13 protein-coding genes are annotated in these 15,418 nt (G+C 71.4%); 7 read left to right on the forward strand and 6 right to left on the reverse strand.

The genetic code is table 11. From position 1 onward, the window contains the following. Positions 1-30: 30 nt before the first annotated feature. The 5 genes from pcrA to ACPZVR_RS20870 all read right to left on the reverse strand — a co-directional run bounded on the left by pcrA (position 31) and on the right by ACPZVR_RS20870 (position 5,842). Positions 31-2,475: a DNA helicase PcrA gene (pcrA, locus tag ACPZVR_RS20850; protein ID WP_436701604.1), complete on the reverse strand. Its 2,445-nt coding sequence runs from the start codon at positions 2,473-2,475 to the stop codon at positions 31-33. 121 nt (positions 2,476-2,596) lie between these two features. Beyond that, positions 2,597-2,956, reverse strand: a complete 360-nt coding sequence (locus ACPZVR_RS20855) for a hypothetical protein (RefSeq protein ID WP_436701605.1) — start codon at positions 2,954-2,956, stop codon at positions 2,597-2,599. 30 nt (positions 2,957-2,986) lie between these two features. Further along, positions 2,987-3,895 (reverse strand): M15 family metallopeptidase, encoded by a 909-nt coding sequence (locus ACPZVR_RS20860; protein WP_436701606.1) that lies wholly within the window; start codon positions 3,893-3,895, stop codon positions 2,987-2,989. Then, positions 3,868-4,527, reverse strand: a complete 660-nt coding sequence (locus ACPZVR_RS20865) for a LuxR C-terminal-related transcriptional regulator (protein ID WP_436701607.1) — start codon at positions 4,525-4,527, stop codon at positions 3,868-3,870. The genes ACPZVR_RS20860 and ACPZVR_RS20865 overlap by 28 nt, the downstream gene beginning before the upstream one ends. Further along, positions 4,520-5,842 (reverse strand): ATP-binding protein, encoded by a 1,323-nt coding sequence (locus ACPZVR_RS20870; RefSeq protein WP_436701608.1) that lies wholly within the window; start codon positions 5,840-5,842, stop codon positions 4,520-4,522. Before ACPZVR_RS20870 ends, ACPZVR_RS20865 begins: the two co-directional genes overlap by 8 nt. A 145-nt stretch (positions 5,843-5,987) precedes the next feature. On the opposite strand from ACPZVR_RS20870, the gene ACPZVR_RS20875 reads away from it, so the two are divergent. Genes ACPZVR_RS20875 through ACPZVR_RS20885 form a run of 3 tightly spaced genes read left to right on the forward strand, consistent with a single transcriptional unit; the run spans position 5,988 to position 8,043 of the window. Next, the gene (locus ACPZVR_RS20875; protein ID WP_436701609.1) at positions 5,988-7,178 is read left to right on the forward strand and encodes a PspC domain-containing protein; all 1,191 of its coding nucleotides are present in this window, start codon (positions 5,988-5,990) and stop codon (positions 7,176-7,178) included. After that, the gene (locus tag ACPZVR_RS20880) at positions 7,175-7,504 is read left to right on the forward strand and encodes a hypothetical protein (RefSeq protein WP_436701610.1); all 330 of its coding nucleotides are present in this window, start codon (positions 7,175-7,177) and stop codon (positions 7,502-7,504) included. The genes ACPZVR_RS20875 and ACPZVR_RS20880 overlap by 4 nt, the downstream gene beginning before the upstream one ends. Next, positions 7,501-8,043, forward strand: coding sequence for a YbaK/EbsC family protein (locus ACPZVR_RS20885; protein ID WP_436701611.1), 543 nt, complete (start codon positions 7,501-7,503; stop codon positions 8,041-8,043). Before ACPZVR_RS20880 ends, ACPZVR_RS20885 begins: the two co-directional genes overlap by 4 nt. A gap of 254 nt (positions 8,044-8,297) precedes the next feature. Here the strand turns inward: ACPZVR_RS20885 and npdG are convergent, their stop codons facing one another. Beyond that, complete coding sequence (gene npdG, locus ACPZVR_RS20890; protein WP_436701612.1) at positions 8,298-9,002, reverse strand: NADPH-dependent F420 reductase; 705 nt, start codon at positions 9,000-9,002, stop codon at positions 8,298-8,300. 152 nt (positions 9,003-9,154) lie between these two features. On the opposite strand from npdG, the gene ACPZVR_RS20895 reads away from it, so the two are divergent. The 4 genes from ACPZVR_RS20895 to cofG all read left to right on the forward strand — a co-directional run. Beyond that, complete coding sequence (locus ACPZVR_RS20895; protein ID WP_436701613.1) at positions 9,155-10,192, forward strand: LLM class F420-dependent oxidoreductase; 1,038 nt, start codon at positions 9,155-9,157, stop codon at positions 10,190-10,192. Beyond that, positions 10,192-11,340: an acyl-CoA dehydrogenase family protein gene (locus ACPZVR_RS20900; RefSeq protein ID WP_436701614.1), complete on the forward strand. Its 1,149-nt coding sequence runs from the start codon at positions 10,192-10,194 to the stop codon at positions 11,338-11,340. The genes ACPZVR_RS20895 and ACPZVR_RS20900 overlap by 1 nt, the downstream gene beginning before the upstream one ends. Before the next feature lie 188 nt (positions 11,341-11,528). Then, complete coding sequence (locus ACPZVR_RS20905) at positions 11,529-13,661, forward strand: MMPL family transporter (protein ID WP_436701615.1); 2,133 nt, start codon at positions 11,529-11,531, stop codon at positions 13,659-13,661. A gap of 86 nt (positions 13,662-13,747) precedes the next feature. Next, a partial coding sequence (gene cofG, locus ACPZVR_RS20910; RefSeq protein WP_436701616.1) for a 7,8-didemethyl-8-hydroxy-5-deazariboflavin synthase CofG occupies positions 13,748-15,418 on the forward strand: 1,671 nt, incomplete at its 3' end.

Genomic DNA, 15,418 nt, shown 5'->3' on the forward strand with positions numbered 1-15,418 from the left:
CAGCCTTCGATCGGCGACACGCTCGGGCCATCAAAGCCGTTCGACGGGGGCGTAGCGCAGGAGCAGCCGCTTGACGCCGTCGGAGCCGAAGTCGATCGACGCGACGGACTTCTCCGCCGCGCCCTCGACCGACACGACCGTGCCGAGGCCGAACGAGTCGTGGGTGACCTTGTCCCCGGGGGCGAGCACCGGGATGGGGCGCGAGGGCTTGGACTTGGCGGCCGCGTCGGCGCGGGCGGCGGCGGAGCTGAAGTTGCGGCGACCGGCGGCGGTGGGCTGTCCGAAGCGGTTGCCGGCGTAGTCGTCGGAGCGGCCCGACCCGCCCGGGCCGCCGTACGACGGGCGGGACCAGCGGGTCTGGTCGGCCTCGGTGCGGCGCCAGTCGACGAGGTCGACGGGGAGCTCGCCGAGGAAGCGGGAGCCGGGGTTCATGGCCGGCGCCCCCCACGCGGAGCGGACCATGGCGCGCGAGACGTAGAGCCGCTGGCGGGCGCGGGTGATGCCGACGTAGGCCAGGCGGCGCTCCTCCTCGAGCTCCGGGCGGTCGCCGAGGGCGCGCGAGTGCGGGAAGACGCCGTCCTCCATGCCGGTGAGGAACACGACCGGGAACTCCAGGCCCTTGGCGGTGTGCAGGGTCATCAGCGTGACCACGCCCTGGTCCTCCGGGGCGTCGGGGTCGTCGTCGGGAGCGTCGGGGATCTGGTCGGCGTCGGCGACGAGGGCGACCCGCTCGAGGAAGTCGGCGAGGCCGGGCTCGAGGATGCCGGCGTCGACGTCGGAGGGGTCGGCCGAGGGGCCGGCGACCGGGTCCTCGGCGAACTCGCGGGCGACGGCGACGAGCTCGGCGAGGTACTCCAGCCGGGTCTCGTCCTGCATGTCGTCGGAGTTCTCGAGGGTGACGAGGTAGCCGGAGCGGTCGAGCACGGTCTCGAGGATGACGTCGGGCCGCTCGCGGGCCTCGACCATCTGCTGCAGCTCCTGCAGCATCGTCACGAACGACTCGATGCTGGTCTGGCTGCGCGTGGCCAGGCCGGGGGCCTCGTCGGCGCGCTGGAGCGCCTCCCAATAGGTGATCCGCTCCCGCTCGGCGAACGCGCCGATGGCGGCCTCCGCCCGCTGGCCGATGCCGCGACGGGGGGTGTTGACGATGCGGCGCAGCGAGACCTGGTCGTCGGGGTTGACGAGGACCCGCAGGTAGGCCAGCGCGTCGCGGATCTCCTTGCGGTCGTAGAAGCGGGTCCCGCCGACGACCTTGTAGGGCATGCCGGTGCGGACGAAGATCTCCTCGAACACGCGCGACTGCGCGTTGGTGCGGTAGAACACCGCCACGTCGGAGGGGCGCAGCCCGCCGTCGGTGAGCTTGTCGATCTCGCCGGAGACGAACCGCGCCTCGTCGTGCTCGTCGTCGGCGACGTACCCGACGATCTTCTCGCCGTCGCCGGCGTCGGACCACAGCCGCTTGGGCTTGCGGCTCTCGTTGCGCTCGATGACGGCGTTGGCCGCTGTCAGGATGGTCTGCGTGGAGCGGTAGTTCTGCTCCAGCAGGACCGTGCGCGCGTCGGGGAAGTCCTTCTCGAAGTCCATGATGTTGCGGATGTCGGCGCCCCGGAAGGCATAGATCGACTGGTCCGCGTCGCCGACCACCATCAGCTCGGCCGGCGGCACGCGATGGGCGGGCAGGCCGTCGAGGGTGGTCGGGTCGTGCTCCTCGAGGTCCTGCCCGCACAGCTGGTGGATGAGGGCGTACTGCGCGTGGTTGGTGTCCTGGTACTCGTCGACCAGGATGTGCCGGAACCGCCGCCGATAGGTCTCGCGGACCTCCGGCTTGAGCTGGAAGAGTCGGACCGTCTCCATGATCAGGTCGTCGAAGTCCATCGCGTTGGCCTCGCGCAACCGTCGCTGATAGGCGCGGTACGCCGCGGCGTAGCTCTCGTCGATGGAGTTGCGCACCTCCGCCGCGACCTCGTCGGGCTCACGCAGCTCGTTCTTCTGGTTGCTGATCCAGTGCAGCACCGGTCCCGGCTGGAACTTGCGGGGGTCTAGCTCGAGGTCGCTGCAGACCAGCTGGATCAGGCGCTTCTGGTCCTGGGTGTCGTAGATGGAGAAGTTGGACTTCAACCGCTCGTAGCCGAGGTGCTCGACCTCCTTGCGCAGGATGCGCACGCAGGCCGAGTGGAAGGTGCTGACCCACATGATCCGGGCGCGGTTGCCGATGAGGTCGGCCACGCGCTCCTTCATCTCGGCGGCGGCCTTGTTGGTGAAGGTGATCGCCAGGATCGAGCCGGGGTGCGCCTTGCGGACCGCGATGGTCCACGCGATCCGCCGGGTCAGCACCCGGGTCTTCCCGGATCCCGCGCCGGCGACGACGAGGAGGGGCGTGCCCTCGTGCCGCACCGCCTCGCGCTGGGGGTCGTTGAGCCCGTCGAGGAGGGATTCTGCGGTGAGGGCCGGCGGCGCGGTGCTGGGTTCGATCATGCTCCCCCCAGCCTACGGCTCCGCTCCGACGGCGTGGCTGGTGGCGTCACGCACCTACCAGAATTGTCGTGAAACGCCGCCGTACACGACGAATTCGGTAGTTGAACCGCCGACCCCGCGATCAGCTGCTGTGGACCGGCGACCAGAGCACGGCGATGCAGACCTCGGCGATCGCGAGGACCAGCAGCCCGGCCCACAGGCCGTTGGGGATCTTGGCCTTGCGCATGTTGGCCATGACGAGCACCAGGAGCACCAGGCCGATGGCGAGCTTGACGCCGACCTTGGCGTGGTTGACCGGGTCGTCGCCGCCCTCGAGGACGCCGACCAGCAGCAGGCCCGCCAGGAAGGCCGTGCCGACGCCGTCGCGCATGACCCCGGTGACCTTCTTCTCGCCCGGCCCCGCCTGGGCCAGCAGCCCACCGATGAGGGCCGCGAAGCCGAGGATGTGGAGGATGAGCAGGATCAGGCGCAGGGTCTCCATGGCCGCACTCTATGCGGTGCGGGACGGGATTCAGCGACCGGTCGCCGAGAAGTGCTGGTAGTCCCGCAGCGTGCGCCACGCGCCGCCCCAGCTCCAGCCGATCCGGGCGAACTCGCGGACCACGAGGTCACCGGGATGGATGATCCCGGGCTGGGTCCGGCTCCGGTCGAGGTATGCCGACGCACGCTCGGGCAGCACGACGTCGCCCTTGTGGTAGGGGTTGAGGAAGGGGTTGACGTCGACCGCGAGGCCGTACGCGTGGGCCGACCAGGAGGTCTGGCCGCGTGCCGCGCGGCACACCAGCGCGGCGGTGTTGTTGCCGTCGCCGGTGGGCGGCGCGTCGAGGTCGGCCGTGGTCGGCAGCCGCATCTCCTCGATCGGGTAGCCGGCCGCGAACAGCGCGCGGAACACCGAGACGACGTCCTCGGCCTCGTCGGCGGCCACCACGAGCTCGCCGGTGTGCGCCGCCTCGTCGAAGCCGCGAAAGGTGACGGTGACATAGGCCAGGTCGGCCAGCCCCACCGGACAGGCGGGCGACCAGGTCTCCCCCATCCGCTCGCGGATGGGGGCGGTCACCGGCCCGACCGTCGCGTGGAAGGCACCGTCGGCGGGCGGCGCGAGCAGGTCCTCGGTCGGGAACAGTCGGTGGCGCAGCGGCTTCGGGGTGGGCCGGATCTCGCCGTACCCGTCCGGGGTGCGGGGCAGCACGTGCACGCCGAGCTCCCAGTCGGAGTACGCCGGGCCGCTGCTCGGGGAGGTGCTCGGGGTGCTCGGGGTGCTCGGGGTGCTCGGGGAGGTGGTCGCCGAGGTGGTGGATGTCGGGGCCGGCGCGGGCGCCGGTGCCGGTGCCGGAGAGGACGCCGAGCACCCGGCGAGCAGCAGCGCGAGGACGAGCGGCGCCGCGCCGCGCCTCACAGCAGCCGGCGGTCCGATGCCCACCGGGTCAGCTCGTGACGCGAGGAGAGCTGGAGCTTGCGCAGCACCGACGACATGTGGGTCTCGACGGTCTTGATGGAGATGAACAGCTCCTTGGCGACCTCCTTGTAGGAGTAGCCGCGCGCGATCAGCCGCATCACCTCGCGCTCGCGCTCCGTGAGCCGGTCGAGGTCCTCGTCGACGCTCGCGAGGTCGGCCGACAGGCCGGCGCCGGCGAAGGCGTCGAGCACGAATCCGGCGAGCCGGGGCGAGAAGACGGCGTCGCCGTCGGCGACCCGCGTGATCGCGTCGACCAGCTCGGGTCCCGTGATGGTCTTCGTGACGTAGCCGCGGGCGCCGCCGCGGACGGTGCCGATGACGTCCTCGGCCGCGTCGGACACCGACAGCGCGAGGAAGCGCACGTCGCCGTCCTTGACCCGCCGGATCACCTCGACGCCGCCGCCGCCCGGCAGGTGCACGTCGAGCAGGACGACGTCGGGCCGGTGCTCCTGCACCGCCGCGACCGCCTCGTCGACGTCGGCGGCCTCGGCCACGACCTCGACGCGGCCGGCCCCCGTGGCACCGAGCTCGGCACTGACGCCGCGGCGGAACATGGCGTGGTCGTCGACGACCACCACGCGCACCGGCTCACTCATGGGTCTCCTTCGTCTTCGCGGAATCGGCGGCGCGGTCGAGATGGAGTCTGACCTCCGTGCCCTCACCGGGCGCGGAGCGGACCTCGGCCCGGCCACCGTGACGCTCCATGCGGTCGATGATGCTGCGTCGTACGCCGAGCCGGTCCTCCGGGGTGGCCTCCGGGTCGAAGCCGGCGCCGCGGTCGCGCACGAACACGTCGATGCCGGTGTCGGTGATCTCGGCGTAGACGTCGACACGCGGGACGCCGGCGTGCTTGGCGGCGTTGGTGGTGGCCTCGCGGGCCGCCTGCACGATCGGGCGGGCGGTCTCGTCGTAGTCGCAGTCGCCGACCGCGACCACGTCGACGGTGAGGCCGTAGGCGTCCTCGATCTCGGCGGCCGCGGCGCGCAGCGCGCTGGCCACCGTCGCCTCGTCCATCGACTCGCCGGCGTAGAGCCACGCGCGCAGGTCCCGCTCCTGGGCGCGGGCGAGACGCGCGGCGTCGGCCGGGTTCTTCTGGATCAGCGCGAGCGTCTGCAGCACCGAGTCGTGGAGGTGGGCGGCGACGTCCGCGCGCTCCTGCGTGCGCACCCGCTCGGCCCGCTCGTCGCTGAGCTCGGTGAGCAGCCGGTAGACCAGCGGCCCCAGCACGATGACGAGCCCGCCGAGGGCGAGCAGGACGGCGATGACGGCGTCGCGCGCCACGCTCAGGGAGCCGTCGCGCAGCGTGAAGAGGACGAGCGCGACCACCACCAGGCCGACGCCCGCCGCGATCCGCGCCCAGGCCGCCCACCCGCCGCCGCCGAGGAACATCCGCACGGGGTCGACGCGGTCGGTCGCGTCGAGCCAGCGCTCGCGCTGCGCCTCGTCGGCCTGGCGCCACAGCAGGGCGACGCCGACGACGGCGATGCCCAGCGGCCAGACCCACCAGCCTGTGCCGAGGACGGTCTCGGCGGCGAAGACGGCGCCGACGCCGAGGACGGCGAGGGTGAGGACCGGCCCGATGTCGGAGAGGCGCCGGCCGCGACCCGGACGCCGGCCGTCGCGGGCCGCGCTGGCGAGGCCGGGGGCCACCAGCTCGGGAGGGGGCCCGGCGGGCAGCAGCGCCCACAGCGCGGCGTACGTCAGCACGCCGAAGCCGCCGACGACGGTGGTGATGACGAAGGCGGCCCGGACGATCCGGACCGAGACGCCGAGGTGCGCCGCGAGGCCGGCGGCGACACCACCGATCATCGGGTCGCGCAGGTCGCGCCAGGCACGCCGGACATCCCGGGCGGCGGCGTCCTGGGACGCGGACGCGCCGGGCGGCAGCGGGGCGGTCGCGGCGGTGCTCATGATGGACTCCATCGTCACACAGCGCCCGGAGCGCGAGCAGGGGGAAGCACCCTGAGCCGACCCTGATGCCCCACCCGGGCCGATGCGGCAGGATCAGGGCTGTCCCCGATGGTCCCCGGACCGGCGACCCGACAACCTGGATGACATGAACCCATCGACCGACACCGAGCACGAGCCGCACCGCGACGGCCCGCGCGTGACCCGCGACGAGGTCCGTGACCTCGCCCGGATCCGGCGCAGCCGCGACGACCGGAAGGTCGCCGGGGTCGCGGCAGGTGTCGCGCGCCACCTCGACATCGACCCGCTCCTCGTGCGGATCGCGTTCGTGGTGCTCACGTTCTTCGGCGGCGGCGGACTCATCCTGTACGGCGTGTGCTGGCTTCTCGTCCCCGAGGAGGGCACCGAGGACACCGTGATCCGCGTCGACGAGGGCGTCCGCACGGCGGCGCTCATCGTCGGCGGCATCATCACCGTCGCGTCCGTGGTCGGCGACACCGTCGGCGGACCGGACTTCCCCTGGCCGCTCCTCCTGGCCGGCCTGGTGCTGATCGTGGTGCTCGGCGGCAAGCAGGCGATGAAGCCCGGCCCCTCGCACCCGTGGCTGCGGGGCGGCCCGCCGCCGGCACCCGGCGCCGAGCCGGGAGAGCCCGGAGCGCCGGGCGCCGCCTACACCGGGTACCGCCCCGGTCCCCCGCCGCCACCCCGCCGCCCGCGTGACCCACGCCGCCGCGGGCCGCTGCTCTTCCCGTTCACCCTGGGCCTGGCGGCACTCGGCGCGGGCATCCTGGCCACGCTGCAGCTGGCCGGCGTCGACATCGAGCCGTCGGCGTACCCCGCGACGGTGCTGGGCGTGACCGGCGCGATGCTGCTGGTCGGCGCGTTCTACGGCCGTGCCGGCGGGCTGATCCTCGTCGGCCTGGTCGCCGCCCTGGCCACGGCCGCGGCCTCGGTCGTCGACGAGTTCGACAAGACCGGCTTCGGGCAGATCTCGCCGACGATCACCGCCGCCGACGAGGTGGCGGGTCCCTACGAGCTCGCCGCGGGCGAGATCGTCATCGACCTCACCGACCTGGACGAGACCGAGCTGCGGAAGCTCGACGGCAGGATCCTCGAGGCCGACCTCAACGTCGGCCACATCCGCGTGATCGTGCCCGAGGACGGCCTCCGGGTCGCCGCCGACGCCAGGATCGAGCTGGGCGAGGTGGTCCTGTTCGGCGACAAGTCGGGCAACGCCGCCCGCGCCACGCACGGCGAGCAGGACGAGCCCTACCTCCGCATCGACGCCAAGGCCGTCCTCGGCCAGGTCGAGGTCATCACCGAGAAGGACGCAGCATGAGCCAGCACGACGAGACCACCGAGTACCCCCGGCCCGGCGTCGCGGACAGCACGACCCCCGAGCGCCGTACCGGATGGCATCCGGTCAACACCGGTCACCTCGTCATGGGCGTCGCGTTCGTCGGCCTGGTGATCGTGTGGGCGCTGGTCAAGAGCGACACGGTCGACCCCGACCGGGCCGGCTGGATCCTCGGGCTGCCGTGGCTGGCGGCCGGTGCCGCCGGGCTGCTCGCGTCGGTGCTGCGCGGGCGCCGGTACGACGACGCGGACCAGCGCGGCGGGGAGCAGGGCGGCTGGGAGGGGCACCAGATGCGGGGTTGGCAGTGACGCTGCTGCAGCTGCCCGGCCTGACCTCGCTTCCCGCGCTCTCACATCCCGACCTGCTGGCCCCACCCGTCGCCGCGGCGCTCACCACGTGGCCGGGGGCGGAGCGGATGGCCGTCGTCGAGATCGACCCTGGCCTGGCCGACACCGCCGCGATGAGCGCGGCGTACGACGTCCCCCTGACGGCCGGCGCCAATTGCGTCCTGGTCGCCGGCCGGCGCGAGGGCGAGGAGCGGGTCGCCGCCTGCCTGGTGCGGGCCGACACCCGCGCCGACGTCAACCACACGGTCAAGCGACTCCTCGACGTCCGCAAGCCGTCGTTCCTGCCGCTCGAGCGGGCGGTGGCCGAGTCCGGCATGGAGTACGGCGGCATCACGCCGGTCGGGCTGCCCGCCGGCTGGCGGCTGCTCGTCGACGAGCGGGTCGTGGAGATGGAGCTGGCCGTGATCGGCTCGGGCCTGCGCCGCTCCAAGCTCCTCGTCCCCGGCGACCTGTTCCCCAGGCTCCCCGGCGCCGAGATCGTGGTGGGGCTGGCCGGCTGAGGGCAGGCAGCCCTTGTAACTAAGGGTTACAGCACGATTTCGGGTGCAACAGCACCGAGGTAGTAGCAACGACGCCCGGGTAGATGCGTCCGGCGGGCCGGCACCGTCCCGCGGCGCAGGGAGTCGGCCGCGCCACGTCGTCCAGGACCGCCGGACCTCGGCCCGGGCATCTACCAGGGCGTTGTTGCCACTACCCGGGCGTTGTTGCAGCGAATTTCGCGCTGTAACCCTTAGTTACAAGCGGCGGCGCCCCCTCAGTGGTCGAGCCCGGTGACCCGGATGCCCGAGTGGGTCTTGTACTTGCGGTTGATCGAGATCAGCACGGCCGTGAAGGGCTCGAGGACGCGGGCCAGGCGGAGCTTGCCGCCGTCGACACCCGGGCGGCCAGTCACGGAGGCGGCGAGGTCGATGGCGACCTGCTTGCCCTCGACGGAGTCGCCGACGACGATGACGTCCTCGTCGAGGAACTCGTCCTCACCCCACAGGGCCGGGGCGGCGACGTTGTGGAAGGCGCCGACGATGGTCGCCTCGGGCGCGATCCGCGCCGCGGACTCGGCGGCCGAGCCCTCCCCGCCGTCGATGACGCGGCCGTGGGCACCGCGCTTGTCGAAGGCGAGCGGGTTGACGCAGGAGATGACGGTCTTGCCGTCGAGGGCGCCGTCGGCCGCCAGTGCGGCGACGAGCTCGTCGTGGCCGTCGTACGGGACCGCGAGGAGGACGACGTCGGCGGCGGCGATCGCGTCGGCGTTGGCGGCGCCGCGGGCGGTGCCGGCTCCGGCGACGGAGGCCAGGCGCTCGCTCACCTCGGCGGCGACGGCCTCGGCCTTCTCGGCTGCGCGCGAGCCGAGGACGATGTCGTGGCCGTGGCGGGCGAAGCGGTAGCCCAGGCCCTTGCCCTGCGGTCCGGTGCCGCCGATGACGGCGACGGTGTAGCGGTCGGGGGTGTCTGAAGAAGTCACGCTCCCTCCTATCACGGTCGCGGACCTCGCCGAGCCGGGTCTCATCGCCGCGGCCATGGACATTGTGACAGCATTACTGTCACAGTTGTGCTGGCGGCGACGGACTCGCCACCGCACCGTCACCGTGGGCCGCGAGGCCGGAAGGGACTTTCATGAAACTGTCGATGCCCCTCGTCTACGCGGGGAATCCGCGCGAGTCGGCCGACCAGGTCGTCGCCCTGGAGAAGGCCGGACTGGACACCATCTGGGTCGCGGAGCCCTACGGGTTCGACGCCCCCACCCTGATGGGCTACCTCGCCGCGAAGACCGAGACCGTCGAGATCGGCGCCGGCATCCTCAACGTCTACTCCCGCACCCCGGGCGCGCTGCTGCAGACGGCGGCCGGCCTCGACAACGTCTCCGGCGGCCGCGCCGTCATCGGGCTCGGCGCCTCGGGCCCGCAGGTGATCGAGGGCTTCCACGGCCTGCCGTACGACCGACCGCTGACCCGTACCCGCGAGGTGATCGAGGTGCTGCGCGCCGGCCTGCGCGGCGAGCGCCTCGACTACCAGGGCACGACCATCCAGGTCCCCCTCCCCGAGGGCCAGGGCCTCGGGCTCGGCAAGCCCCTCAAGCTCCTCAACCGGCCCGAGCGCGCCGACCTCCCGCTCTGGGTGGCGGCTCTGGGCGACAAGAACGTCGCGATGACCGCCGAGGTCGCCGACGGCTGGCTGCCCTTCCTCTACTACCCCGAGAAGGCCCAGGCCGTCTGGGGCGAGGCGCTGGCCCGCGGCGCCGCGAAGCGCTCGGCCGACCTCGGCCCGCTGCAGATCTCCGCGGGCGGCATGGTCGCCATCGGCGAGGGCCCCGAGACCAAGGCGCTGCTCGACTTCATGCGCCCGCTCTATGCCCTCTACGTCGGCGGCATGGGCGCGCGCGACAAGAACTTCTACAACCAGCTCGCCTGCGAGTACGGCTTCGAGAAGGAGGCCAAGGAGATCCAGGACCTCTACCTGTCGGGCAAGAAGAAGGAGGCCGAGGCCCTCGTGCCCCTCGAGTGGCTCGAGGCCGGCAACCTGGTCGGCCCCGCGTCGTACGTCCAGGAGCGGATCGCCGCGTTCCGCGAGTCCGGCGTCACCAACCTGTCCGTGTCGCCCGCGAGCGACGACCCCGCCGCGACCATCGCACAGATCAAGGAGTGGGTGAGCTGATGCCCGAGCGTCCCAGCATCTACGAGACCGAGCACGAGGACTTCCGCGCGACGGTGCGCGCCTTCATGGAGCGCGAGGTCGTCCCCCACCACGCGCAGTGGGAGAAGGACGGCATCGTCAGCCGCGAGGTGTGGCGCAAGGCCGGCGAGGCCGGCATCCTCAGCTTCGAGGTGCCCGAGGAGTACGGCGGCCTCGGCATCAAGGACTTCCGCTACAACGCGATCGTCGCCGAGGAGTGCGCCCGCGCCGGAGCCAGCGGCCCCGGATTCGCCGTGCACACCGACATCATCGTCCCCTACCTCATCGCGATCGGGAACGACGAGCAGAAGGCGCGGTGGCTGCCCGGCACCGTCACCGGCGAGACGATCACCGCCATCGCGATGACCGAGCCCGGTGCCGGCTCCGACCTCCAGGGCATCCGCACGACCGCGGTCGACAAGGGCGACCACTACGTGCTCAACGGATCGAAGACCTTCATCAGCAACGGCATCCTGTCCGACCTGGTCATCGTCGTCGCGAAGACCAACCCCGAGGCCGGCGCCCACGGCATCAGCCTGCTCGTCGTCGAGGAGGGCATGGCGGGCTTCACCCGCGGCACCAACCTCGACAAGCTGGGCCTCAAGGCGCAGGACACCGCCGAGCTCAGCTTCGACAATGTCGTCGTCCCGAAGGCCAACCTGCTCGGCGAGGAGGGCCAGGGCTTCATCTACCTGATGCAGAACCTGCCCCAGGAGCGGATCTCGATCGCCTGCATCGCCATCGCGGCCATCGAGCACGTCCTGGACCTCACCCTCGACTACGTCAAGAGCCGCGAGGCGTTCGGCCGGCCCATCGGCAAGTTCCAGAACACCCGCTTCGCGCTCGCCGAGATGGCCACCGAGGCCTATATCGCCCGGGTGTTCGTCAACCACTGCATCGAGCAGCTCAACCGGGGCGAGGTCGACACCGCGCTCGCGTCGATGGCGAAGTGGTGGACCACCGAGCTGCAGAAGAAGGTCGTCGACCAGAGCGTGCAGCTGCACGGCGGCTACGGCTACATGATGGAGTACCCCATCGCCCGGGCCTACGCCGACACCCGCATCCAGACGATCTACGGCGGCACGACCGAGATCCAGAAGGAGATCATCGGGCGGTTCCTCGGCCTCTGAGCGCTCCGCATCCGGTACGACGGCCCCGAAATGTCACATTTCGGGGTCGTCGTGTGTCTGGTGGTCGGCGCAGACTTCCGAGGAAGGCAAAGAGTTCCCGCTCCGCGATGAATCAGGGGCGATCTCAGGGTCGGACCCGGAGGAATCCCGATGCCGTCCCTGCCACCCACCGGAGAAGTGTGACCACCATGCACCGTCAGATCGCCGGCACGCTGACCGGCCCCGTCACCAAGTGGATCGTCCTCGTCGCGGTCATCCTGATCGCGGGCGGCCTCGGCTCGTTCGCCGGGAAGCTGATCGACGTCCAGAACAACGAGACCGAGTCCTGGCTGCCCGAGAGCGCCGAGTCGACCCGCGCCTTCGAGAAGCTCGAGGCCTTCCAGGACCCCTACGACGTCGGCACGACCGTCGTCTACTACCGCGCGGCCGGGCTCACCGACGCCGACCTCGCGGCCATCGAGGACGACGCGACCGAGATCGGCCGCCTCGACGGGGTCAGCGACGTGCTGAGCCCGCAGGGAGCCGCCGCGGCCGGCGTACCGGCCCCGTTCGTGTCCGCGGACGGCACGGTCGCCAAGCTCGAGTTCACCCTCAACTTCGGCGACAAGCTCTGGGAGGAGCTGCCGGACCTCAAGCCGGAGATCGACGACATCATCGCGATCGACGGGGTCGAGTCCTATCTCGCCGGTGCCGGCGGCCAGAGCGCCGACGCCGCGACGATCTTCTCCTCCGGCGACAGCAACCTGCTGATGATCACCCTGGGCGTCGTCATCTTGATCCTGCTGGTGACCTACCGCAGCCCGGTGCTCTGGCTGCTGCCGATCATCAGCGCGGTCGTCGGGCTCGGCGCGTCCATGGGGCTGCTCTACTTCCTCGCCAAGCACACCGGGCTCACCGTCAACGGCCAGACCCAGTTCATCCTGACCGTACTGGTGATCGGCGCGGGCACCGACTACGCCCTGCTCCTGGTCGCCCGCTACCGCGAGGAGCTGCGCCGTCACCAGGACCGCCACGAGGCGATGGCCTTCGCCCTCCACCGGGCGGCGCCGGCGATCCTGGCCAGCGCGGCGACCGTGGTCGTGGGCCTGCTGTGCCTGATGTTCGCCGATCTCAACTCGACCGCCGGCATGGGCCCCGCCAACGCCGTCGGCATCGCGGTCACCTTCGTCGTCATGGTCACCCTGCTCCCGGCACTGCTGGTGATCTGCGGGCGGTGGGTCTTCTGGCCGTTCGTGCCCCACTTCGGGAGCAGCGAGCCGACCGCCTCGGGTCTGTGGGCGAAGGTCGGCCGCGGCATCGCTCCGCGACCGCGGATCGTGTGGATCGGCACCGCCGCGGCGCTCGCGGTCCTCTGCCTGGGCTTCCTGCGCCTGGACACCGGGGGCATCCCCAGCGACGAGCAGTACACCCAGGACCAGGACTCGGTGACCGGCCAGACCATCCTCGTCGAGCACGGCCTGGTCGACGCGAGCACGCCGATCCAGGTCGTGGCGAACGCCGACCGGGCCGACCAGGTGATCACGGCCATGTCCGGCGTCGACGGGATCGCCACCCCGGTCGAGGTGGCCAGCCTGGACGGCACCGCGCTCATCGTCGCGGAGCTCCGCAGCGACCCGTACTCCGACACCGCCTTCGACGCGGTCCACGACGTACGGAAGGCCGTCCACGGCGTCCCCGGGGCCGACGCGCTGACCACCGGCATGTCGGCCGTCACGGTCGACGTCATGGATGCCTCGGCGCGGGACAACAAGGTGATCATCCCGATCGTCCTGGGCGCGGTGCTGCTGATCCTGATCGGCCTGCTCCGCTCGGTGCTCTCGCCGGTCATCCTGGTCGGCACCGTGATCTTGTCCTTCGGTGCCGCCCTCGGCATCTCCGGCTTGGTCTTCGACCTGATCTACGGCCGCGAGCACACCGACCCCGGCTTCCCCCTGTTCGCCTTCGTGTTCCTGGTCGCGCTGGGCATCGACTACAACATCTTCCTGATGACCCGGGTCCGTGAGGAGGCCGCGATCCGCGGCACCCGCAGGGGGTCGCTGATCGCCCTGTCCTCGACCGGCGGCGTGATCACGTCGGCCGGGCTGGTGCTGGCGGCGACCTTCGCGATGCTAGGGACGATGCCGATGACCTTCACCCTCCAATTGGGTACGACGGTCGCGCTGGGCGTGCTGCTCGACACGATGATCGTCCGGTCGGTCCTGGTGACCGCGATCAACCTCGACCTCGGCGGCCGGATCTGGTGGCCGAGCAGGCTGGACCGAGGAGACACGGTGGTCGGCGAGCCACCGAGCGCGGAGGAGGCGAAGGTGCCCGCCCTCTGACCGCCCCCCAGGACCTGACGGGTGGGCGTCTGATCGCTGAGTAGGACGCGCTCGGCGGCGGACGTCCACCCGTTAGTCTCGTCAGGATGTCCGAGGTGCCCACTTCCCAGCAGGTTCGTCGTGCGTTGGTGCGTGCGGAGCGTGGTGTGGCGTTGGATGTGGGTGAGGCGGCGGCGTTGTTGGCGGCGACCGGTGGGGAGTTGGATCGGTTGTGTGTGGCGGCGGCGCGGGTGCGGGATGCGGGTCTGGTCGCGGCCGGCCGCCCTGGCGTCGTGACGTTCTCGCCGAAGGTGTTCGTCCCGGTGACGAGGTTGTGTCGGGATCGGTGTCATTACTGCACGTTCGTGGAGACTCCGGCTCAGGGGGCGCGGGAGGGGCGGGCGCCGTACTTGTCGCCGGACGAGATCCTTGCTGTGGCCCGCCGGGGCGCGGAGCTTGGTTGCCTGGAGGCGTTGTTCACGTTGGGTGATCGGCCCGAGGACCGGTGGCCCGAGGCGCGGGCGTGGTTGGACGAGCGGGGCTATGACTCGACGTTGGCCTACATCCGGGCGATGGCGGTGCGGGTGTTGGAGGAGACCGGCCTGTTGCCGCATTTGAACCCGGGTGTCATGAGTTGGGAGGAGTTGAACCGGCTCAAGGCGGTGTCTCCGTCGATGGGGATGATGCTGGAGACCACCTCCACCCGGCTGTATGAGACGAAGGGGTTGGCGCATTACGGGTCGCCGGACAAGGACCCGACGGTGCGGTTGCGGACCCTGGAGGACGCGGGCCGGTTGGGGATCCCGTTCACGACGGGGTTGCTGGTCGGGATCGGGGAGAGCCTGACCGAGCGGGCCGAGACGATCTTCGCGCTGCGGAGGGTCTCCCGCGCCTACGGGGCGGTGCAGGAGGTGATCGTGCAGAACTTCCGCGCCAAGCCCGACACGGCGATGCGTCATGTCGACGACCTCGACCTCGCCGAGTACCGGGCGGCGATCGCGGTCACCCGGCTAGTGTTGGGCCCCAAGGCGCGGGTCCAGGCCCCGCCGAACCTGGTCGACCACTCGGCCGGTGCCCAAGAGTGCCGCGCGTTGTTGGATGCGGGGGTCGATGACTGGGGTGGGGTGTCGCCGTTGACGCCGGATCATGTGAACCCCGAACGGCCCTGGCCCTCGCTGGACCGGCTGCGGTCGATCACCGCTCAGTGTGGGTTCGAGTTGAAGGCCCGGTTGACGGTGCACCCCGAATACGTCGTCGGGTCGTTGCAGCGCGGTGAGGCGTGGATCGATCCCCGGCTGCATCCCCACGTCGCCGCGCTCGCGGGCCCGGACGGGCTGGCGATCCCCGAGGTTCGCCCGACCGGTCTGCCGTGGCAGGAGCCCGACGGTGGGTTCGAATCGGCCGGCAGGGTGGATCTGCACGAGGCTGTGGACACTGAAGGACGCTCGGGGGATCGGCGCTCGGACTTCGGGTCGGTGTACGGCGACTGGGCCACCGTCGGCGAGGCCGCCGCGATCACCTCCCAACTGACCAGCACCCCGGCGGTGCTGCACGCGGAGGGCGGTGCCGCGCTCCGTGCGGCCGAGGCCGCCGCAGAGTCGGGTCTGGTGGACCTGTCCGATGAGCACGCGTTGACCTTGATGACCGCCGAGGGCGACCTGCTGCGGCAGGTGGTCCGTCTGGCCGACGACCTGCGCAAGGAGGCGGTCGGGGACACGGTGACGTATGTGGTGAACCGGAACATCAACTTCACCAACGTCTGCTACGTGGGGTGCCGG

The sequence above is a fragment of the Nocardioides segetis genome, from assembly GCF_051390595.1.
GTDB lineage: Bacteria > Actinomycetota > Actinomycetes > Propionibacteriales > Nocardioidaceae > Nocardioides.

What these genes read in the sequence shown, in the direction of transcription:
- pcrA (WP_436701604.1), bottom strand. Translation starts at nt 2,475, where the DNA reads ATGATCGAACCCAGCACCGCGCCGCCGGCCCTCACCGCAGAATCCCTC.
- ACPZVR_RS20855 (WP_436701605.1), bottom strand. Translation starts at nt 2,956, where the DNA reads ATGGAGACCCTGCGCCTGATCCTGCTCATCCTCCACATCCTCGGCTTC.
- ACPZVR_RS20865 (WP_436701607.1), bottom strand. Translation starts at nt 4,527, where the DNA reads ATGAGTGAGCCGGTGCGCGTGGTGGTCGTCGACGACCACGCCATGTTC.
- ACPZVR_RS20870 (WP_436701608.1), bottom strand. Translation starts at nt 5,842, where the DNA reads ATGAGCACCGCCGCGACCGCCCCGCTGCCGCCCGGCGCGTCCGCGTCC.
- ACPZVR_RS20875 (WP_436701609.1), top strand. Translation starts at nt 5,988, where the DNA reads ATGAACCCATCGACCGACACCGAGCACGAGCCGCACCGCGACGGCCCG.
- ACPZVR_RS20880 (WP_436701610.1), top strand. Translation starts at nt 7,175, where the DNA reads ATGAGCCAGCACGACGAGACCACCGAGTACCCCCGGCCCGGCGTCGCG.
- ACPZVR_RS20895 (WP_436701613.1), top strand. Translation starts at nt 9,155, where the DNA reads ATGAAACTGTCGATGCCCCTCGTCTACGCGGGGAATCCGCGCGAGTCG.
- ACPZVR_RS20900 (WP_436701614.1), top strand. Translation starts at nt 10,192, where the DNA reads ATGCCCGAGCGTCCCAGCATCTACGAGACCGAGCACGAGGACTTCCGC.
- ACPZVR_RS20905 (WP_436701615.1), top strand. Translation starts at nt 11,529, where the DNA reads ATGCACCGTCAGATCGCCGGCACGCTGACCGGCCCCGTCACCAAGTGG.